At 47.3% G+C, this 20754-nt stretch carries 6 protein-coding genes and 3 pseudogenes; 8 read left to right on the top strand and 1 reads right to left on the bottom strand.

The genetic code is table 11. From position 1 onward, the window contains the following. Window positions 1-66: 66 nt before the first annotated feature. From JCM10512_RS14235 to JCM10512_RS14205, 7 genes and pseudogenes are all read left to right on the top strand, one after another. The gene (locus tag JCM10512_RS14235; protein ID WP_044164121.1) at window positions 67-1347 is read left to right on the top strand and encodes an O-acetylhomoserine aminocarboxypropyltransferase/cysteine synthase family protein; all 1281 of its coding nucleotides are present in this window, start codon (window positions 67-69) and stop codon (window positions 1345-1347) included. Between the two features lie 167 nt (window positions 1348-1514). Next, on the top strand, window positions 1515-2282 hold the full coding sequence (locus JCM10512_RS14230; protein WP_044164198.1) for an MBL fold metallo-hydrolase: 768 nt from the start codon (window positions 1515-1517) through the stop codon (window positions 2280-2282). Between the two features lie 153 nt (window positions 2283-2435). Then, window positions 2436-6347, top strand: a complete 3912-nt coding sequence (locus tag JCM10512_RS14225; RefSeq protein ID WP_148298412.1) for a hybrid sensor histidine kinase/response regulator transcription factor — start codon at window positions 2436-2438, stop codon at window positions 6345-6347. Window positions 6348-6673: 326 nt separating this feature from the next. After that, window positions 6674-8967: pseudogene (locus JCM10512_RS14220) on the top strand (glycoside hydrolase family 2 protein). A 10-nt stretch (window positions 8968-8977) separates the two neighbouring features. Continuing rightward, window positions 8978-10461 (top strand): annotated as a pseudogene (locus tag JCM10512_RS14215) (glycoside hydrolase family 30 protein). 814 nt (window positions 10462-11275) lie between these two features. Continuing rightward, window positions 11276-13564 (top strand): NADP-dependent malic enzyme, encoded by a 2289-nt coding sequence (locus tag JCM10512_RS14210; protein ID WP_044164116.1) that lies wholly within the window; start codon window positions 11276-11278, stop codon window positions 13562-13564. A 334-nt stretch (window positions 13565-13898) separates the two neighbouring features. Beyond that, window positions 13899-15233 (top strand): NADP-specific glutamate dehydrogenase, encoded by a 1335-nt coding sequence (locus JCM10512_RS14205; protein WP_044164114.1) that lies wholly within the window; start codon window positions 13899-13901, stop codon window positions 15231-15233. A gap of 81 nt (window positions 15234-15314) precedes the next feature. Here the strand turns inward: JCM10512_RS14205 and JCM10512_RS14200 are convergent. Next, a pseudogene (locus JCM10512_RS14200) lies at window positions 15315-18292 on the bottom strand (PEP/pyruvate-binding domain-containing protein). A gap of 172 nt (window positions 18293-18464) precedes the next feature. On the opposite strand from JCM10512_RS14200, the gene JCM10512_RS14195 reads away from it, so the two are divergent. Further along, entirely contained in the window at window positions 18465-20576 is a 2112-nt protein-coding gene (locus JCM10512_RS14195; protein ID WP_044164113.1) for a prolyl oligopeptidase family serine peptidase, read from the top strand. The last annotated feature ends 178 nt before the right edge of the window (window positions 20577-20754 follow it).

The following is a 20754-nucleotide window of genomic DNA, read 5'->3' as shown; positions in this document are numbered from 1 at the left end:
TTTTTTCCTACTTTTGCGCCATTAAAGCTTTTTTTGACAATTAATCATATAAATCTCAATAGTATTATGGCAAAACAACTCAAGCCTGAAACTTTGTGTGTACAAGCCGGGTGGACTCCCAAAAAAGGTGAACCTCGCGTTCTTCCAATCTATCAAAGTACAACCTTTAAATACGACACAAGCGAACAGATGGCCCGACTCTTCGATCTGGAAGATAGCGGTTACTTTTACACACGTCTTCAAAACCCGACCAATGATGCTGTGGCCGCTAAGATAGCCGCACTCGAAGGAGGTGTTGCCGCCATGCTGACATCCAGCGGACAAGCGGCTAACTTCTACGCGATCTTTAATATTTGTCAGGCAGGCGATCACTTTGTTTGTTCATCGGCAATTTATGGCGGAACGTTCAACCTGTTTGGCGTAACCATGAAGAAGCTCGGTATCGAAGTAACCTTTGTCAGCCCCGATGCCAGTGAAGAGGAACTGTCCGCAGCTTTCCGTCCCAATACGAAAGCATTGTTCGGCGAAACCATCTCGAACCCTTCGCTCGAAGTGTTGGATATTGAAAAGTTTGCCCGCGTTGCTCACAGCCATGGAGTACCTTTAATTCTAGATAACACATTCCCGACACCGATCAACTGCCGCCCTTTTGAATGGGGAGCGGACATTGTAGTTCACTCTACCACTAAATATATGGATGGCCACGCCACGAGTGTAGGAGGTTGCATTGTGGACAGCGGTAACTTCGATTGGGATGCGTATGCCGACAAATACCCCGGTCTCTGTACACCCGACGAATCTTATCACGGACTGACGTATACCAAAGCGTTCGGTAAAGGTGCGTATATCACCAAAGCCACTGCCCAACTGATGCGCGACTTAGGTAGCATCCCGAGCCCTCAGAATTCGTTCTTACTGAATCTCGGACTCGAGACTTTGCATTTACGGATGCCTCAACACTGTCGCAACGCACAGCAAATTGCCGAATATCTGTTGAAGAATGAAAAAGTAGCTTGGGTGAACTATTGCGGACTGCCGGATAATAAATATTATGCGCTTGCACAGAAGTATATGCCGAATGGTTCTTGCGGCGTTATATCTTTCGGGTTGAAAGGCGGACGTGATGTTTCCATCAAGTTTATGGATGCTTTGGAAATCATCGCCATCGTGACGCATGTAGCGGATGCACGTAGTTGTGTGCTTCACCCAGCCAGCCACACACACCGCCAGATGTCGGACGAACAACTGCTCGAAGCCGGCGTACGTCCGGATCTGATCCGTATGTCCGTAGGTATTGAAAATGCGGATGACCTGATAGCGGATATCGAACAGGCATTGAACGCATAGAACAGACGTTTTAAAATAAGATAGAGAAAAGGCATCGAGTAAATCGATGCCTTTTTTCACGACCTTTTACACAAAAAGAAAGTTAATATCGCACAGAATCAGTTGAATATTAATTCGAAAGAACCAGACTTCTTTTATCTTTGTGGGGAACTAAATCCCGTATAGACATGAAAAAGATCCTATTCATCGCATTTGTACTATGCTTTTCGTACAACTTCTCATACGCCCGTTCTTTTGTTAAAGCAGCTGATACATCCGTAGCAAGCCCGAATTTCGAGAGCGATTCATTTTCGGCCAAGAACGGAAAGAGCCTGAAGATTACCTTCTTCAAACATGCCAGCCTATTGATAGAATATGCGGGTAAAACCATTTTCATCGATCCGGTATCTGACTATGCCGACTATACCCAACAGCCGAAAGCCGACTACATCCTGATTACCCATGAGCATCAGGACCATTTCGACACAAAAGCTATTGCCGCCATTACAGCAGCGCGCACGCAGATAATAGCCAATCCCAACTGCCAAAAAGCACTCAAGAAAGGAAAAGCAATGAAGAATGGCGATGTGCTCCAATTGGAAGCGGAGTTTAAACTGGAAGCAGTGCCTGCCTATAACACAACTCCCGGCCGGGAACAGTTTCACCCCAAAGAGCGAGACAACGGATACATTCTGACCTTAGGCGGAACCCGCATTTACATTGCCGGAGATACGGAGGATATTCCCGAGATGAAACAGATCAAGCATATCGATATCGCTTTCTTGCCGGTTAACCAGCCTTATACCATGACGCCGGAACAAGCCATAAAAGCAGCCAAAGTGGTTCGCCCATCTATTTTATATCCTTACCATTACGGAAATACAGAGATCGACAAAGTAAAAACAGGGCTGAAAGATACCCCGAATATCGACGTCCGCATACGTGCGCTGCAATAAGGTAGTCTTTATCCCGATCCACGATGCGGGCATCATACTGCCACAAAAATGTTCCAAAAGGATGTAGTTTCAGGCAAGCAATCGCAGCTTGAATAAAAAAAGGTATCTTTGCTAAACGATCATTACCAAATGCTCGATAGTAAGACAAAAAGCATGTACCCAAAACGCTGTATAATCCTTATCATTAGTTTCTTGACTACGCTGTCCATTGCGGCGCAGCAGATAGTCATGACCGAACTTCCGACCCAGAAACTGTTGCCGGTAGCCCACATCCACCGTATGTTTCAAGACCGTGAAGGCTATATGTGGTACGGAACAGAAGGAGGTGGTTTATGCCGTGACAATGGTTATCAGATCGATGTTTTCCGTTCGGATTTGCATACGCCGCATTTACTAACGAGCAACGACATAACCTGCATAACGGAAGATAAGAACAATCAGATATGGTTCGGAACCGATCGCGGATTGTACAAGCTGGATAAAGCCAACTATCAGATAACGGAGATCACAGATCGGAAACTCGGAAAGCAGCGAATCGATGCCGCTTTGTCCGTTCACGACGGGACAACTTGGGTAGCATCCGAAGGTATGATCTACCATTATTCCCCTGCGGGACGTTTATTGGACATTCATCCGTCCGTATGGAATCAAGGCCGATTCACGGTAACCGACTTCTATGAAGACAGTCGGCATACGCTTTGGGTCATGCAATGGGGAGGTGGTTTACTGCATTACGACCCGGCAACGGAGCACTTCTCACCTTGCCAATGGCCGTGTGACGCTTCTCCGACTCAGATGGTTGAAGATGTAGCGAACAATTGTTACTGGGTGGCAACCTGGGGCAAGGGAGTCGTACGTTTCATTCCGGGCACGTCGGACCTGTCGAAGGATGCCGTTTGCGAACTCCAACCCGCCACGCTGGAAGCAACCGCGCAAAGTTCTCATACGACTCAGCTATTAAGCGTTCTGAAAGACCCTCGGCAAAACATCCTCTGGGTGTCGGCTATGGACGATCTCTACGCATATCGAATCGAAAACAACAAACTGCAACGCATCTCCACAGCCTCGTTCCTTCCGCAAAACAAGAAGATATTAGACCGACTGCTTGCCGACCGCACGGGCAACCTATGGGTACCCGCCTACTCGCCACACTCTTTCATTCTTTCGTTCGATTCGAATAAGATCAAACGCTATCCCGTATCGGCTATGTCTTCAAGTACGGGCTATCCGGTCATGGCCGACCGAACGATTCAGGAGAAAGACTATTACTGGATATGGCAGGGACGGACGGGATTATCGCTGTATCACCCCGCTTCCGAACAACTGACCTTTGCCTCGGACTTCCCCAACGTAACGGGGAATAGCTATGTCACGAAATGCATCGAACCTTGTCGCACGCAACCGGGCATATGGGCAGCGTGCAACAACGCTCGCATACTGCATCTACAACACGAAGGCATGCGTATGCAACTGGTGAAAGAGATTTCTCTGCCAGCAACCCGACAGATTCAGGTATTGCGAGAAGACCAACTTGGGAACCTATGGATCGGAACCGAAAACGCCATTTATTGCCAGGAGGTTTCTACGGATAAGATCACGAAGGTCTACTCCACCACCGCGCCCGTGAAAGAGATCGTGCTCACACCAGACAAGCATATCTACTGCATTACGGAAGGCAGTGAGCTTTTACACATCACACCCAACGGGCGCATGAACGTTATCTGTAAAGGAGAAAACTACTCATCGGCAATTCTTGCTCCGGATGGCAGGCTCTGGGTGGGAACGCTCGAAGGCAAAGTATACAGCTATCACCCGCAAACGGGAGAGTTGACGCAAGAAGGCAGTGCGTCCAATGCCAACGGTGACGCAGTTAAAGCGATGTCCGTCGACCATCTGGGGCATATCTGGGTGTTGGCCGATCAGTATGTAAAGGAGTATAATCCGAAGAATCAGTCGTTCAGGTTGCTCTATAACTCCGACCGATTCATTCAGGTAGACTATTTCCTTTCCATCCATCCGGAAGCTGACGGAACAATCTGCCTGGGAGGGATCGGTGCGTTTTGTCAAGTTACGCCCTCGGTTGAATTGGATCAGTCTCCCGACCATGTTATTCCGGTTGTCTCTTCGGTAAAGATCGACGGGGAAACGAGTCTCACCGGTATGGACACGCACCAACTGGAGCTATCTCCTTACAGCACCAACATCGAAGTGGCATTCTCCACACTGGAGCACTTGCACGCCAAACAGATCTGCTATGCATACCGGCTCAGCGGATGGGACACGAATTGGAATTATCTTCCGCCGGGCATCAATATCGCGTACTTTACCAAGCTCCCGAAAGGCAACTACACGCTGGAAATCAAAGCGACCGACATTCACGGCTGTTGGGCGCAACCGGTATCTTGTCTGCACATCAACCGGCTGCCGGCGTGGTACGAAACTTGGTGGGCCTATACCTTATATATAGTATTGGCTACGTTGATGGTGGGCGGATCGCTCCGGTTCTACTTCAAGCGTCTGCACCGCAAGCAGCATGCGCAGTTGGAAGAGCAGTTGACTCAAATGAAGTTCCGCTTCTTTACCAACATCAGTCATGAGCTTCGCACGCCCCTGACACTGATTATCACGCCCTTAAACAGTCTGCTCCCGAGCATTCAGGACAGCCGATTGAAACAACAGTTATCCGGCATTTACCACAACGCCCAAGAACTTTTGCAGTTGGTCAACCAGCTACTGGACTTCCGCAAGCTGGAGATGAAAGGCGAAAAGCTACACCTGATGAACGGAGATATCCACGAGTTCGTCTCCTCCACCTGCGAAGCGTTTCAGCCTTATGCCGCCAACCGGGAGATTCGGTTCTCAGTCTCGCCACCCGAAGCACCGCTTTATATGTACTTCGATCGGGAGAAGGTGCACCGCGTACTCTACAACCTGCTAAACAACGCTTTCAAGTTTACCGATGCCGGTGGTTGCATTGAGGTGTCGATGGAGAACGTTACCATAAACGATATACCTTATATATATATAGGTATTCGGGATACGGGAAAAGGAATCGATCCGATAGATCTTCCACACATATTCGACCGCTACTACCAAATGAGCGCGCATGACGGGCGACAGGAAACAACCGGAAGTGGCATAGGCTTGCATCTTGTGAAAACATACATCAATCTGCACCAAGGATTCATAGAGGTAGATAGTCAATTGAACGAGGGTAGTGAATTCCGGGTTTACCTTCCCACCAAGTTGGCAGCACCTCAGTTATTGCCGGAAAGCGAGGAGTTGGCCGGGAAAGCGCCTTCGCTCGAAACGGGAAGCCGGAGAACGATTCTGCTCGTAGAAGACAATAGCGAGTTCCGGCAGTTCATGTACCAACAACTCTCGCAGGCGTACAACGTATGGGAAGCGTCCAACGGTGAAGAGGCGGAAACGATCGCTCTCGAAAAAGAGGTGGACATCGTGGTGAGTGATGTGATGATGCCGGGAATGACGGGCTTCGAACTCTGTCAGCGCTTGAAACAAAACGTAAAGACCTCACATCTCTTCGTTATCCTACTCACAGCCCGCACAGGCGACGAAAGCACACTGGAAGGTTATCAGGCAGGAGCCGATTGCTACCTCACCAAACCTTTCAACATGGATATACTGAACAACCGCATCCACCACTTGCTGGCATTGCAACAGAAACGCAAGCAGATATTCCTGTCCGAGATTGAAGTGCGTTCGGAAGACCTCACATCGTCTAAGGTGGACGAAGAGTTTCTGCGGAAAGCGGTGGCGCTGGTGGAGAAGAATCTGGATAATAGCGACTACAGTGTGGAGCTTTTCAGCGACGATATGTGTATGAGCCGGATGAACCTCTACCGCAAACTTCAATCGATTACGGGACAGAAACCGACCGAGTTCATCCGAAGCATCCGTTTAAAGAAAGCGGCACGACTGATAAGAAACAGCGAACTGTCTATTGTTGAAATTTCCGAAAGGGTTGGCTTCGCCACTCCAAGTTATTTCAGCAAATGTTTCAAAGAGATGTTCGGCGTACTGCCCACGCAATATAAAGGATAAAACCCGGTGGAAGTACCACTATCAAGTTTAAGACTCTTGCATCGGTGTTTTGATACATTTATTGCAGGCTTTTGTTACATGGTTGTTCAGCAAACGCCCCTCTTCCACCCTATCTTTGCCTGTATTACTAATTGAATAATTCGAAAGCTATGAATAAACATTCAATGTTCTCAGGTAGCGCATGGATTCTCTCTTTTTTCATGCTAAGTATCGCGACCGTCGGATTTGCTTCGGAGCGCAAAGTAAACATGAACGCCAACTGGAAATTCCATCGCGGGTGTATGGCAAACGCCGAACAACCCGCCTTTAACGATTCCCAATGGAAAGTGATCGACCTACCGCACGATTGGAGTGTGGAAGCTGTACCGGTACAACGTGAAGGAATCACCCTCGGTCCCTTCTCACGTTTAAGTATCGGTGGCGCCGACACGGGACAAACCGTAGGTGGCGAAGGATGGTATCGGAAAGAGTTCACTCTCCTTCCGGAAGATGCCGATAAAAACCTGTCGCTCTATTTTGAAGGAGCATATAATCAGTCCGAAGTGTGGATCAACGGACAAAAGGTTTGCTTCACCCCGTATGGCTACATGCCGTTTCGCATCAACATCACGCCCTTTTGCAAGGCTCCCGGCACGCCAAACACCGTGGCCGTTAAAGTGATCAACGAAGGGTTGAACAGCCGTTGGTACGCCGGCTCGGGCATTTATCGGCACGTGTGGCTCATTAAAACCGCTAAGGTGCATCTCGACGAATGGGACACATTCATAGACGCCTCTAAGTTGGAAGGCAAGAAAGCCATCGTGAACATACACACCCTCGTACACAATTCCGCTCTCAAAGAGAAGAGTGGCAAGCTGCATATACGAATCCTCTCGCCCACAAGAGCCGAGGTCTGCTCAACAATCAAAGAAGTCGCCGTTCAGAAGGACAGTTCGCAGCCGCTTTCATTCGCGCTCGATGTACCCAAGCCGATGTTGTGGTCGGTAGATACGCCCAACTTATACACCGCTTACCTATCCGTATCGACAGACGGTGGGGAAACGAACACGCAAGAACGGGATGAGATCGCAATCCCTTTCGGCATACGGACGATCGAGTTCAATGCCCGCGAAGGATTCTTGCTCAATGGGAAACCGCTGAAGCTTAAAGGCGGATGTCTGCACCACGACAACGGTCTGCTGGGTGCCGTAGCCATCGACCGAGCCGAAGAACGCAAAGTGGAACTGATGAAAGCCAATGGATTCAATGCCGTCAGATGCGCGCACAACCTGCCTTCGGAATATTTCCTGCAAGCATGCGACCGCCTCGGACTGCTCGTGATCGACGAGGTGTTCGACCAATGGCAACAAGCGAAACGACCGCAGGACTATCACCAATACTTCGATGAGTGGAGTGAACACGACATGGCTACGATGGTTCGCCGGGACAGAAACCATCCGTCCATCATCCTATGGAGCATCGGCAATGAGATAGCCGAGCGTGCCGACGACCCCACCGGAGTGGATATAGCCAAAAAGCTGATCGCCACCATCGAGCAATACGACACCACACGCTTCACAACCGCCGGAGTCAACGCTTTCTGGGACAGGCGGCAGTTCACTTGGGAGAAGGATTCGGAAAGAGCTTTCCGCCATTTGGACGTTGCGGGTTACAATTATCAATGGACGAAGTACGAGGAAGATCATGCCGGATTCCCCGAACGGGTGATGTACGGCAGCGAATCCGTGCCCAAAGAGGCTGCTCAGAACTGGAACCTGATTGACAAGCATCCTTATTTAATAGGTGATTTTGTGTGGACGGCAGTCGACTACCTCGGAGAAGCAGGGCTCGCCCATACGCTCGAACTCGCTCCGGGAGAACGCAGTCCGCAATTCATGGGATGGCCCTGGTACAATGCCTGGTGCGGGGATATTGACTTCTGCGGAGATAAAAAGCCCCAGTCGTATTATCGCGACATTCTTTGGAATCGACGGGATATTTCACTGGCGGTTCAACCTCCTGTGGCCGAAGGGAAAAAGGAAGACATCAACTACTGGGGATGGAAAAACGAACTACTAAGCTGGAACTGGCAAGGGATGGAAGGCCAAACAATGACGGTACATGTGTATAGCCGTTCTCCGAAGGTAAGATTGTACCTGAACAACCGGCTGATAGGTGAAAAGGCAACGTCTGCGGACTCTTACACGGCTTCATTCGAGGTCGGCTACGAACCGGGACTGCTCAAAGCGGTTAACGTGAAAGGGAAGAAAGAAACAGCCTCAGCCGAACTTCGCACAGCGGGTAGCCCGGCAAGCGTCCGCCTGACTGCCGACCGTTCGGAAATACGGGCCGATAAAAACGACCTCTCTTTTGTACAGATCGAGGTTGTGGATGCCGAAGGGAATGTGGTTCCCGACTGCTCCCTGCCTGTGGAGATTAAACAGAGTGGAGCGGGCCGCGTGCTTGCTGCCGGTAACGCGAGTGCCGACGACATGGCAAGTTTTCGCAGCTGCAACCGAAAGTGTTCCGCGGAAAAGCAATCGCGATCGTTCAGCCGGACACAGAAACAGGTGTGATCTCGCTCACCGTGTCGGCGAAGGGTTTACCGGAAGCAACGATTTCAATTAAAACACATCAATAAGCGTAAAGACATGAAAAACGTAACAAAAAGAATCATACTACTAAGCGGACTGGTGGTAGCACTATCCGCAGGCGTTCATGCCCAATCTTTCGAGTGGATCAGCAGTACCGAAGGCCGTGTGTGGCAATCGGTCAAGGTGAAATTGCAGACAAATGCCGAACAAACGCCGCTACTCACAGTCAACGGAGCGGAAGAGGGAACGACATTCAAAGCATGGGGGACGTGCTTCAATGAATTGGGTTGGGACGCGCTCAACATGCTTCCCCGAAACGAACAGGAATCGATTCTGCGAAAGTTGTTTGCTCCCGATGGAGATCTGAAATTCACCCTGGGACGCTTCTCGATGAATGCCAACGACTACGCCCGCGACTGGTACAGCTGTGATGAGGTATCGGGCGATTTCCAGTTGAAGCACTTCAACATCAAACGAGACCAAACGACGCTAATTCCTTTCATCAAAGCGGCGCAGCAATACAATCCGAACATGACTTTCTGGACCTCTCCATGGTCTCCCCCATCCTGGTTGAAGATCAATCACTACTACTCGGTACGCAGCGACCGGAATCAGAATGAGATGGCTCCTTTGTCGGACGTGGCCTTGTTCGAGAATCAAACGGAGAAGAATGCGAAGGTGTTTCCGCAACAACTCGCCGTGAACGATTACTTGATACAAGACCCGCGCTATTTGCAAACGTATGCCGACTATTTCTGCAAGTTCGTCGACGCGTATAAGGAACAGGGAATCCCCGTATCGATGGTGATGTTTCAGAACGAAGCCTGGAGCTACACCAATTATCCCGGTTGCGCCTGGACACCGGAGGGTATCATCCGTTTCCACACGGAGTATCTACAACCGACATTAAAGAAGCGCCATCCGGAAGTGGCTTTGTACTTCGGTACCATCAATACCAACCGATTCGACTTCATCGATCAGGTGCTCTCGGATCCTCGGATGCGTGCCAGCGTTCAAGGCATCGGTCTTCAGTGGGAAGGCAGACAGATATTAGCCAAGCTGCGCGCCAAATATCCGGAATATAAATATGTGCAGTCGGAAAGCGAATGTGGATGGGGCAGTTTCGACTGGAAAGCGGCCGAACATACCTTTGAACTGATGAACCATTACTTAGGGAATGGCTGTGAGGAGTACACGTTCTGGAATGCGATACTGGCCGACGGAGCTTCAGCGGATGGGGTTGGAAGCAAAACTCGCTGATTCACGTCGATTCCAAAGCCGGAACCGCCACATTCACCCCGGAGTATTACGCGGTAAAACATTATAGTCATTACATCCTGCCCGACTCGAAGATCGTGTCTTACAAAGCCGGCGAGAATGATAAAACACCGATTCTAGTGGTAATGACTCCGCAACAAAAGCAGGTGATTACAGTCGGCAACTTCAATCATGAAGTCAAAGAAATAACCCTCAAACTGGGTAAACGCTATTTAAACGCCACATTGCAACCGCATTCGCTCAATACGTTTGTCGAAAACTAACCAGATTCTCTCTATGCACAGCAATGTGTATAGAGAGATCAAAGGTAAACACAACCGAAGTGTAGCCACAGAAGAACATTGCATATCAGTTGTTTCATATAGGTGAAGCTTTTGTTTCACAGGCATGAGAAAAGTGTTTCACAAGCATGAGAAAGTTGTTTCATAGGCATGAGAAAAGTGTTTCACAGGCATGAAACAACTGTTTCCTCCGCATGAGAATAAAGTTTCATAGGCATGAGAATAACCAAACGCCGTAACCTTTTGTCCGGTCACCTACGTCTTCCCCTTTTATCCGGCTTCGTCTACGCTTCTCGCTCTAACCAATTGCCAAGCCTTTCCCTGATCCCTGTTTTTAGCAGCGTTCCTTCTCTACATCTTCTCCTCCGGCACGGACGCATCTATTCCTTATCCCTGCATCCGGTTTACTTTTTAAGAGCGATTTCCACGCATCGTTGATCGTTGACTAACTGCTCCGATGCGAGTCTTGCCGAAAAAGAGTTATTTTTCAAAGTTTTTTGGCAGAATGAGTTCCTCAAAGCAAGTTTCCGAAAAAGGCAGGCCCTAAATAAAGCACCCGTGTGTACAACGCTTTATTCCGAAAGCCTTGTTGAGGTTTCCCACTAACCCGCTTAGCAATAAAATAAACAATTTCAGGATTTTAAGATACAAGCCGATTAAACTAACAAATATTCTCATTTTTTTAGTCATTTTGCTATAAATTTAATAGAATTTATATCCGTAGGGCGACGAATTCTAACTTTTATTCCTAAATTTGCGATCACTCGAAAAACTCACATATAAATACTTAAATACTATGGGTAAAATAACCAAAGAAGCCGCTTTGCTCTACCATTCACAGGGCAAACCCGGTAAGATTGAGGTAGTTCCTACCAAACCGTACAGTACACAAACCGACTTATCACTAGCATATTCTCCCGGTGTAGCAGAACCATGTCTTGAAATTGAGAAGAATCCGTTGGATGCTTATAAGTATACAGCCAAAGGTAATCTTGTCGCTGTTATTTCAAATGGAACAGCCGTACTTGGATTAGGTGATATCGGTGCACTAAGTGGCAAGCCGGTAATGGAAGGAAAAGGATTGCTTTTCAAAATTTACGCAGGGATAGATGTGTTTGACATCGAACTGGACGAAAAAGATCCTGAGAAATTTATCCAAGCAGTTAAAGCCATCGCACCGACCTTTGGAGGTATCAATCTGGAAGATATCAAAGCCCCGGAGTGTTTTGAAATAGAACGCCGGCTGAAGGAAGAATTAGATATTCCCGTCATGCACGACGACCAACACGGTACGGCCATTATTTCCAGTGCCGGACTGGTGAACGCTTTACAGGTAGCAGGCAAGAAGATCGAAGAGGTAAAAATCGTCGTGAATGGTGCCGGTGCTTCCGCTGTATCATGTACCAAATTGTATGTATCATTAGGAGCCCGTCTCGAAAACATCGTCATGCTCGACAGTAAAGGCGTTATCAATAAGATACGTACCGACCTGAATGAGCAGAAGAGATATTTCGCTACGGATCGGACTGATATTCACACGCTGGCAGAAGCGATAAAAGGTGCCGATGTATTCCTAGGCTTGTCTAAAGGTAACGTATTGTCGCAAGACATGGTACGTAGCATGGCTCCCATGCCAATCGTATTCGCACTGGCTAACCCAACGCCCGAGATTTCGTACGAAGAAGCGATGGAGGCACGTCCCGATGTGCTAATGGCTACCGGACGCTCCGACTATCCGAATCAAATCAATAATGTAATTGGATTCCCATATATCTTCCGTGGTGCATTGGATACACACGCCAAAGCGATCAACGAAGAGATGAAGATTGCCGCCGTACACGCTATCGCTAATCTGGCCAAACAGCCTGTACCCGATGTAGTGAACGAGGCATACCACGTAAATAACTTCACTTTCGGCCCCGAATACTTTATTCCCAAGCCGGTCGATCCACGTCTTATCACCGAGGTTTCTTGCGCTGTGGCAAAAGCAGCTATGGAAAGCGGTGTGGCACGCAACGAAATTACAGACTGGGACGCGTACAAGATCCAATTGCGCGAATTGATGGGATATGAATCCAAAATGACTCGTCAACTGTTTGATACGGCTCGTTGCAATCCGCAACGCGTAGTCTTTGCCGAAGGTATTCACCCCAATATGCTGAAAGCTGCCGTAGAAGCTAAGTCGGAAGGCATCTGTCACCCCATATTGCTGGGCAATGAGGAACGCATCGAAAAGCTAGCTAAGGAAATGGAATTGTGCCTTGAAGGTATTGAGATCGTCAATATGCGTCACGACCGCGAAACTGAACGCCGCGAACGCTATGCACATATTCTGGCAGAAAAGCGTGCCCGCGAAGGTTTCTCTTTCGAAGAAGCCAACGATAAGTTGTTCGAACGCAATTATTTCGGTATGATGATGGTGGAAACAGGTGAAGCCGATGCTTTCATTACCGGACTCTATACCAAATATAGCAATACGATTAAGGTTGCCAAAGAGGTAATCGGCATACAGCCCGGCTACAAACACTTCGGTACCATGCACATCTTAAATACGAAGAAAGGAACTTACTTCCTGGCGGATACATTAATCAACCGTCATCCGGATACAACTACGCTGACAGACATCGCTCAGTTGGCCGAGAAGACCGTACGTTTCTTCAATCATACGCCGGTTATGGCCATGATTAGTTACTCGAACTTCGGTTCCGATCAATCCGGTAGCCCGATGAAAGTACATCAGGCAGTAGCTACGATACAGGAACAGAACCCGGATCTGGCTATTGATGGCGAAATGCAGGTGAACTTCGCATTCAACCGCGAACTACGTGATGCTAAGTACCCATTCACTCGCCTGAACGGTAAGGATGTCAATACATTGATATTCCCGAATCTAAGTTCTGCCAATGCCAGTTATAAGTTGTTGCAGGCTATGAATCATGACATTCAACTTATTGGCCCGATCCAGATGGGACTGAATAAACCTATTCATTTCACCGATTCCGAAAGTTCGGTTCGCGACATTGTCAACATCACTGCGGTTGCTGTGATTGACGCCATCGTAGACAAGAAGAGAAGAAATAAGTGAAACGTCCGTTAAGTAAATCACAAATAGTATGCGTCAGCCTCTTTTGGCTGGCGCTTTGCTATTTAATACTGTCCAAAGCGAAGCAGATCAATGGAATGACTATCGGTATGATCATCCTCTCCGGAGCTTGGCAGGCATCCCTATATACAAAGCAATCAAAAGAAAGAAATAATATCTTTTTTTCCACTTTCAGTGCGATAAAATATCATATTTAATATTTTATCGCACTTTTATTTATAATATGTTTGAAAGTACAATTTTTATCTTTACTTTTGCAACCGCATTAAAAGAAGTGGATAAGCGAATTTACAACAACCAATAAAAGAAAAAGATTATGAATGCAGCTAAGGTCTTAGACGATTTGAAAAGACGGTTCCCCAACGAACCAGAGTATCATCAAGCAGTGGAAGAAGTTCTTTCTACCATTGAAGAAGAATACAACAAACACCCGGAATTTGATAAAGCAAACCTGATTGAACGTTTGTGTATTCCCGATAGAGTATACCAGTTCCGTGTTACTTGGATGGACGATAAAGGCAATATCCAAACAAACATGGGTTACCGTATACAGCACAACAACGCGATCGGCCCTTACAAAGGCGGTATCCGTTTCCACTCATCCGTAAATCTTTCAATTCTGAAGTTCTTGGCTTTTGAACAAACATTCAAAAACTCACTCACCACACTGCCTATGGGTGGTGGTAAAGGAGGATCGGACTTCTCTCCACGTGGCAAATCAAACGCTGAAGTAATGCGTTTTGTACAGTCGTTCATGTTGGAACTGTGGCGTCATATCGGTCCTGAGACAGACGTTCCAGCCGGTGATATTGGTGTAGGAGGTCGTGAAGTAGGCTTCATGTTCGGTATGTATAAGAAGCTGACTCATGAATTTACCGGAACATTCACTGGTAAAGGGCGCGAATTCGGAGGCTCACTCATTCGTCCGGAAGCAACCGGTTACGGTAACATCTACTTCCTGATGGAAATGCTGCAAACTAAAGGTACCGACCTGAAAGGTAAAACCTGTCTGGTTTCCGGTTCCGGTAACGTTGCTCAATACACCATTGAGAAAGTTCTCGAACTAGGTGGTAAAGTAGTAACTTGCTCCGATTCGGATGGTTACATCTATGATCCCGCAGGTATCGACCGCGAAAAACTGAATTACATCATGGAACTGAAAGGCTTGTATCGGGGTCGTATCCGCGAATATGCCGAAACATACGGATGCAAATACGTAGAAGGAGCTCGCCCATGGGGAGAAAAGGGAGATATCGCTCTGCCTTCTGCTACTCAGAACGAGATTAATGGTGACGATGCCAAGAAATTGGTTGCTAATGGCGTGATCGCTGTTGCCGAAGGTGCTAATATGCCTTCTACTCCGGAAGCGGTTCGTATCTTCCAGGAAGCAAAAATATTGTATGCACCGGGTAAGGCAGCTAATGCCGGTGGTGTATCGGTATCCGGTTTGGAAATGACTCAGAACTCAATCAAACTAAGCTGGAGTTCCGAAGAAGTAGACGATAAACTGAAAAGCATCATGAAGAGCATCCACGAAGCTTGTGTACAGTACGGTACGGAAGCTGACGGATATGTAAACTATGTAAAAGGAGCTAACGTAGCCGGATTTATGAAGGTTGCCAAAGCGATGATGGCACAAGGAGTCTTATAATCAGCCCTATATAGTAAGCTATAGTTTATACTCCCGTCTTTCGAAAGAGAAGGCGGGAGTATTTTTATATACTAACTGCTCTTACCGTGCGTCATCCTTCGGCAACAGCACAACACCCAACTTCTTCTTTCCATCCATCTTCACCACAACCGGGTGTTCAAAACGGACGTGGCGCAGAAACTTGGTCTCTTCCACAGCAGGCTGCGCATTCAGAAATTCCTGGTTGTATACACCATCGTTAATAAAAGCATTGATCGTGAAATAACCCACGCCGAAAGAAGTCAGGTTCTGAAAGAAATGTGTCCCCTGACTGGGATCTACGCGGTAGTTGGTCAATCCGGCTTCCACAATGACACGGGCAGCGGAGATATGCGGCCACTTCACAGGAATGCCCAACCAAGAGTCACTACTTCCCCAACGTCCCGGTCCAACCAGAATATAATTCTTACCATCCGCCAGAAACTGTTGGTTGATCTTCTCAATCTCCCAGGCAATGGCCTGATTGTTGGAAGCACTGTAATTATCGGTCTTTACATACACAATGTCACAAATGTCATTCATCACGCCATGCCCCAATGAATTGTCGGAACGTAAGACCACACTCGCATCCGGTACTTGAGCCAGGTCCTCATCAAGCATCTCTTTGCTGTCCACAATCGGACGGATCTGCAAGAGGTAGAACGTACCTGCCTATCTTTGTCCCGACTCAGACTAGCAGCGAATTCGATTTCTACCGGACGTCGCATTTCCTGTTCACTATTCTTCAACACCAATTGCAGGATACGTGCCAGCGGGAAAACGTCATGCTGTAGGATATTAGCGAATGTGATTACTTTGCGCCCACCGGGGTAAAGTCCGTCACGTATCACTTGGTCGTGTGGATCGTATGTAGAAGCGATGTAGTGCAGAGAACCGTCGTTCTCGGCTTCCTTCACATGAAGTTTCAACAGGTTAAAACCGTCGTCGATGGAAAACTCTTCGCCCACATTCTTCAAGTCTAATGCATAGAAACGAGTCTGAGTCTCCTTCAACGCAATATCCAATTCACTGGTTTGCAACACCTGATGCGGATGATAGGGAGAAAAGCGAAGTGTCATGCCACCATCTACAATGTATTTACCCAACCCTAAAGCGAGATTAACCGTTCCTTCTTCCGCTTTCTCGTCCCCTATCGGATAATAATTGAGCGAACGCGCCACACCCGACATAGACGGATAGTAATGATCGCCATACTGATTACCGACAACCTCCTGCAAGATAACCGCCATTTTCTCCTGATCGATCACATTGGAAGTAGCCTGCATATAGGCTTTGCTATCGCGAAAGTAGACCGAAGCATACACACCTTTAATCGCATCGGAAAGCATACGCAACATTTCATATTTATCATCCAGGTAAGGAATCATATAGGTACTGTAAATCCCCGCGAATGGCTGATAATGCGAGTCTTCCAACAAAGAAGACGAACGGATAGCTATCGGTGATTTCACTACATCAAAGAAGGTAAAGAAGTCCTCTACCAGTCGGTCGGGCAGCTTCGCCTTCAGGAAATAGCGTAGTATGGTATCATCATCAACCTCCGAAAGTCCGATCTGATAGAGATTGTTCGATTCCATAAACTCATCGAACACATCCGTACACAGCACTACAGTTTTAGGAATAGCTACGCTTGCGTTTTCAAACTCGTCAAACTCTGGATATTGCTTCACCATGTTGTCGATAAACGCCAGACCGCGTCCTTTACCGCCCAACGACCCGTCGCCGATACGTGCAAAGTTAGAGTAACGGTCGAATCGATCGCGTTTGAAGACAGCAACCACACCCTGGTTCTTCATCTTACGGTATTTCACAATGGCTTCGAATATGATCTTGCGATGAGCATCCACATCCTGCAAGCTATTCCAGGTTATCGGTCGCAGAAATTCGGCAATGGGGAACATCGCCCGCGAATACAGCCAACGGGAAACGTGATTACGACTGATGTGATAAAGAAAAGACTCGGCAGGTACAGCAAACAGAATGTTCTGCAACTCCTTCAGATTTCGTACACGGGCAATCTCCTCACCGGTCTCCGGATTGCGGAAGATAAAATCGCCAAAGCCAAAGTTGTCCGAAACAATGCGACGCAGGTCGACATCCATCTTCTTGGAGTTCTTGTCAATGAAGCTGGCACCATACTTGGCCGCATACAAAGAATTCTCCGACTCGGAGGACTGGATAATAAGCGGAATGAAAGGATTGTCCTTTCGTATCTCAGCACAAAGTTTGATGCCCGCCAATCCATCTTTCTCGCCTCGTTCCACTTTCGGGAAACGTACGTCGGTAATAACGCCCAGTATATTATTTTGGTATTTATGATAAATCTCCGACGCTTCCTGATACGTACGTGCCAATACAATTTTAGGACGTCCACGCATTCGCAGCGTACGCTGATGCGCGTTCAAGGCTTCGGTGGAGAACTCCTGACTCTGCTTCAATACAAACTTATACAGATTGGGAAGGATCGACGAGTAGAAACGTACTCCATCCTCAACCAACAGGATAAGCTGCACACCTACCTCTTGCACATCGTGCTCCAGATTCATCTTATCTTCGATCAGCTTGATGATGGAAACCAGTAAATCCGTATTTCCGAGCCAGCAAAACACATACTCAAACGCACTCAAATCCTCGTTACTGATTCGTTTGGTAATACCGTGACTGAAAGGTGTCAGAATAACAATCGGTATATGTTCGTATTTCTCCTTGATCTGGCGTCCGATATCAAAACTATCATTGTCACCCGTACTCGGCATACAGAGAACCAAGTCGAACGGCATACTTTCCAATTGGGCAAACGCCTCTTCTTCGGTAGACACCTGCGAGAACCGAGGTGGATATCGCAAGGAAAGTGACGTATATTCATTAAAGATTTTCTCGTCTATCCGTCCGTCATCTTCCAACATGAAAGCATCGTACGGATTGGCGATCAACAGAATATTAAAGATACGCCGGGTCATGAGGTTGGCAAACTGTGTATCTTTGAAGTAGAGTTGGTTTAATTTATATTTGCTGAGCATAAAGTCTTTCTCTTTTTATATATCAAATTGTTCGAAGTAAGGCTTGTCTATTTCGCAAAGTTAATTCTTTATATATCATTTTCTACTATCTTCTGACAAAGATTAGTTGCAATTCCTCAATTATTTTGTAAGTTTGTGACTCGAAGTTCTATTTATAAACGAGATTAACTACATGAAAAAAGCATCCTTATTAATGAGTGGAATCATGGTCATGTCATGTGCACCCCAGCAAAAGAAGCTGGTTTATCCCGAAACAGCCAAGGTAGATACTGTTGACGTGTATTTCGGTACACAAGTTCCCGATCCCTATCGCTGGTTGGAAAACGATACGAGTGCTGCCACTACCGCATGGGTAGAAGCAGAAAACAAAGTGACAAATGAGTATCTTAGCCAGATCCCTTTCCGGGAAAACCTACTGAAGCGGCTCACCCAACTAGCCGACTATGAGAAGATCAGCGCACCCATGAAGAAGCATGGTAAATACTACTTCAGCAAGAACGACGGTTTGCAGAATCAGAGTGTGTTCTATGTGCAAGATGCGTTGGACAGCGAACCTCGTGTATTCCTCGATCCCAATAAACTCTCGGAAGACGGCACCGTTGCGCTGACCGGGCTTTACTTCTCCAACAATGGGAAATATACCGCTTATAGCATTTCACGTAGCGGCTCAGACTGGTCCGAAATCTATGTGATGGATACGGCAACCGGCAAACTATTGGAAGACCATATTGAATGGGCTAAGTTTGCGGGTGCAGCCTGGCAGGGAGATGGCTTCTATTACAGTGCGTATGACGCTCCCACCAAAGGCAAAGAGTTCTCTAACGTAAATGAGAATCATAAGGTGTATTACCACAAGATAGGCGAACCACAGTCGAAAGACAAGCTGATCTACCAGAATACGGCTTACCCGAAACGTTTCTACACCGTTTCAACCAGTCAGGACGAACGGATACTCTTCTTATTCGAGTCGGGAGCAGGTAGAGGTAACAATCTATCCATACGCGATCTAAGTAAACCGAATGCACCCTTTGTGCAGCTAACCACCGATCTTGACTATCAATACAGTCCGATCGAAGTTATCGGCGAGAAGATTTACCTTACCACCAATTACAATGCGCCGAAGAATAAAATAATGGTAGCCGACATCAACCGTCCTAAGCTTGCCGATTGGAAGGAACTTGTTCCTGAATCGGAATCCGTTCTTTCGGACGCGGAGATAATTGGCGGCAAGTTATTCCTTACCTACGACAAGGACGCCTCTAACCATGCCTACGTATACGATCTCGATGGAAAACAATTGCAGGAGATCAAACTGCCCTCACTCGGTTCGGTAGGATTCAGAGGTGATAAAGACGATAAAGAATGCTTCTTCGGATTCACTTCGTTTACCATTCCCGGAGCAACTTACAAGTACGATATGGATCAGAACACCTATGAACTATACCGTGCTCCGAAAGTAGAGTTCAATTCCGATGATTTCGTGACCGAACAGATCTTCTTCCCCAGCAAAGACGGTGTAAAAGTGCCGATGTTCCTCACCTATAAGAAAGACTTGAAGAAAGATGGCAAGAACCCGGTATTCCTTTACGGTTACGGTGGCTTTGGTATCAGCTTAAACCCAGGTTTTAGTGCCGCCCGTATTCCTTTCCTCGAAAACGGAGGAATCTATGTACAAGTCAACCTGCGTGGAGGTAACGAATATGGCGAAGAATGGCACGTAGCCGGAACCAAGATGCAGAAACAAAATGTATTTGACGACTTCATCGCTGCTGCCGAATACCTGATCGATCAGAAATATACGGATAAAGACAAGATTGCCATTGTAGGAGGTTCCAACGGAGGCTTACTTGTAGGAGCCTGTATGATACAACGCCCCGATCTATTCCGCGTAGCCATCCCTCAGGTAGGTGTTATGGATATGCTTCGCTACCATAAATTCACCATTGGATGGAACTGGGCAAGCGATTACGGAACCAGTGAAGACAGCAAAGAGATGTTCGAGTATCTCAAAGCCTACTCTCCGATACATAATCTGAAGCCGGGCACTACCTACCCCGCTACACTTGTTACAACCGCCGACCATGACGACCGCGTAGTACCCGCCCACTCTTTTAAGTTTGCGGCAACCCTACAGGCAGCTAACGACGGAACTTACCCCACGCTTATTCGCATAGACAGCAAGGCCGGACACGGAGCCGGTAAACCGATGGCGAAAGTACTGGAAGAACAAGCCGACATCTACGGATTCATCATGTATAACCTAGGTATGAAACCGAAATTCTAAGAGAAGTCCACTTTGACTTTTTGTAATCGATTATAAGTCCCATCCTCCTTTTGACAGATCAAAGGAAGATGGGACTTCCTTTTCCTCGAACATTCGCTAACATTTTATCACTTTTCCCGCAAAATAAAAGCATAAAAAATTATAGCTCTTATTATTTTTTCCTATATTTGCTGCACGA

It is taken from the genome of Bacteroides reticulotermitis JCM 10512 (genome assembly GCF_000517545.1).
GTDB classification, from domain to species: Bacteria; Bacteroidota; Bacteroidia; order Bacteroidales; family Bacteroidaceae; genus Bacteroides; species Bacteroides reticulotermitis.
Note: the sequence above shows the minus strand (reverse complement) of the source record. Positions and strands in the feature narration are given on the sequence as shown.

Excerpts from the sequence above, each read along its gene's own strand:
- JCM10512_RS14235 (WP_044164121.1), top strand. The coding sequence starts at position 67 with ATGGCAAAACAACTCAAGCCTGAAACTTTGTGTGTACAAGCCGGGTGG.
- JCM10512_RS14230 (WP_044164198.1), top strand. The coding sequence starts at position 1,515 with ATGAAAAAGATCCTATTCATCGCATTTGTACTATGCTTTTCGTACAAC.
- JCM10512_RS14225 (WP_148298412.1), top strand. The coding sequence starts at position 2,436 with ATGTACCCAAAACGCTGTATAATCCTTATCATTAGTTTCTTGACTACG.
- JCM10512_RS14210 (WP_044164116.1), top strand. The coding sequence starts at position 11,276 with ATGGGTAAAATAACCAAAGAAGCCGCTTTGCTCTACCATTCACAGGGC.
- JCM10512_RS14205 (WP_044164114.1), top strand. The coding sequence starts at position 13,899 with ATGAATGCAGCTAAGGTCTTAGACGATTTGAAAAGACGGTTCCCCAAC.
- JCM10512_RS14195 (WP_044164113.1), top strand. The coding sequence starts at position 18,465 with ATGAAAAAAGCATCCTTATTAATGAGTGGAATCATGGTCATGTCATGT.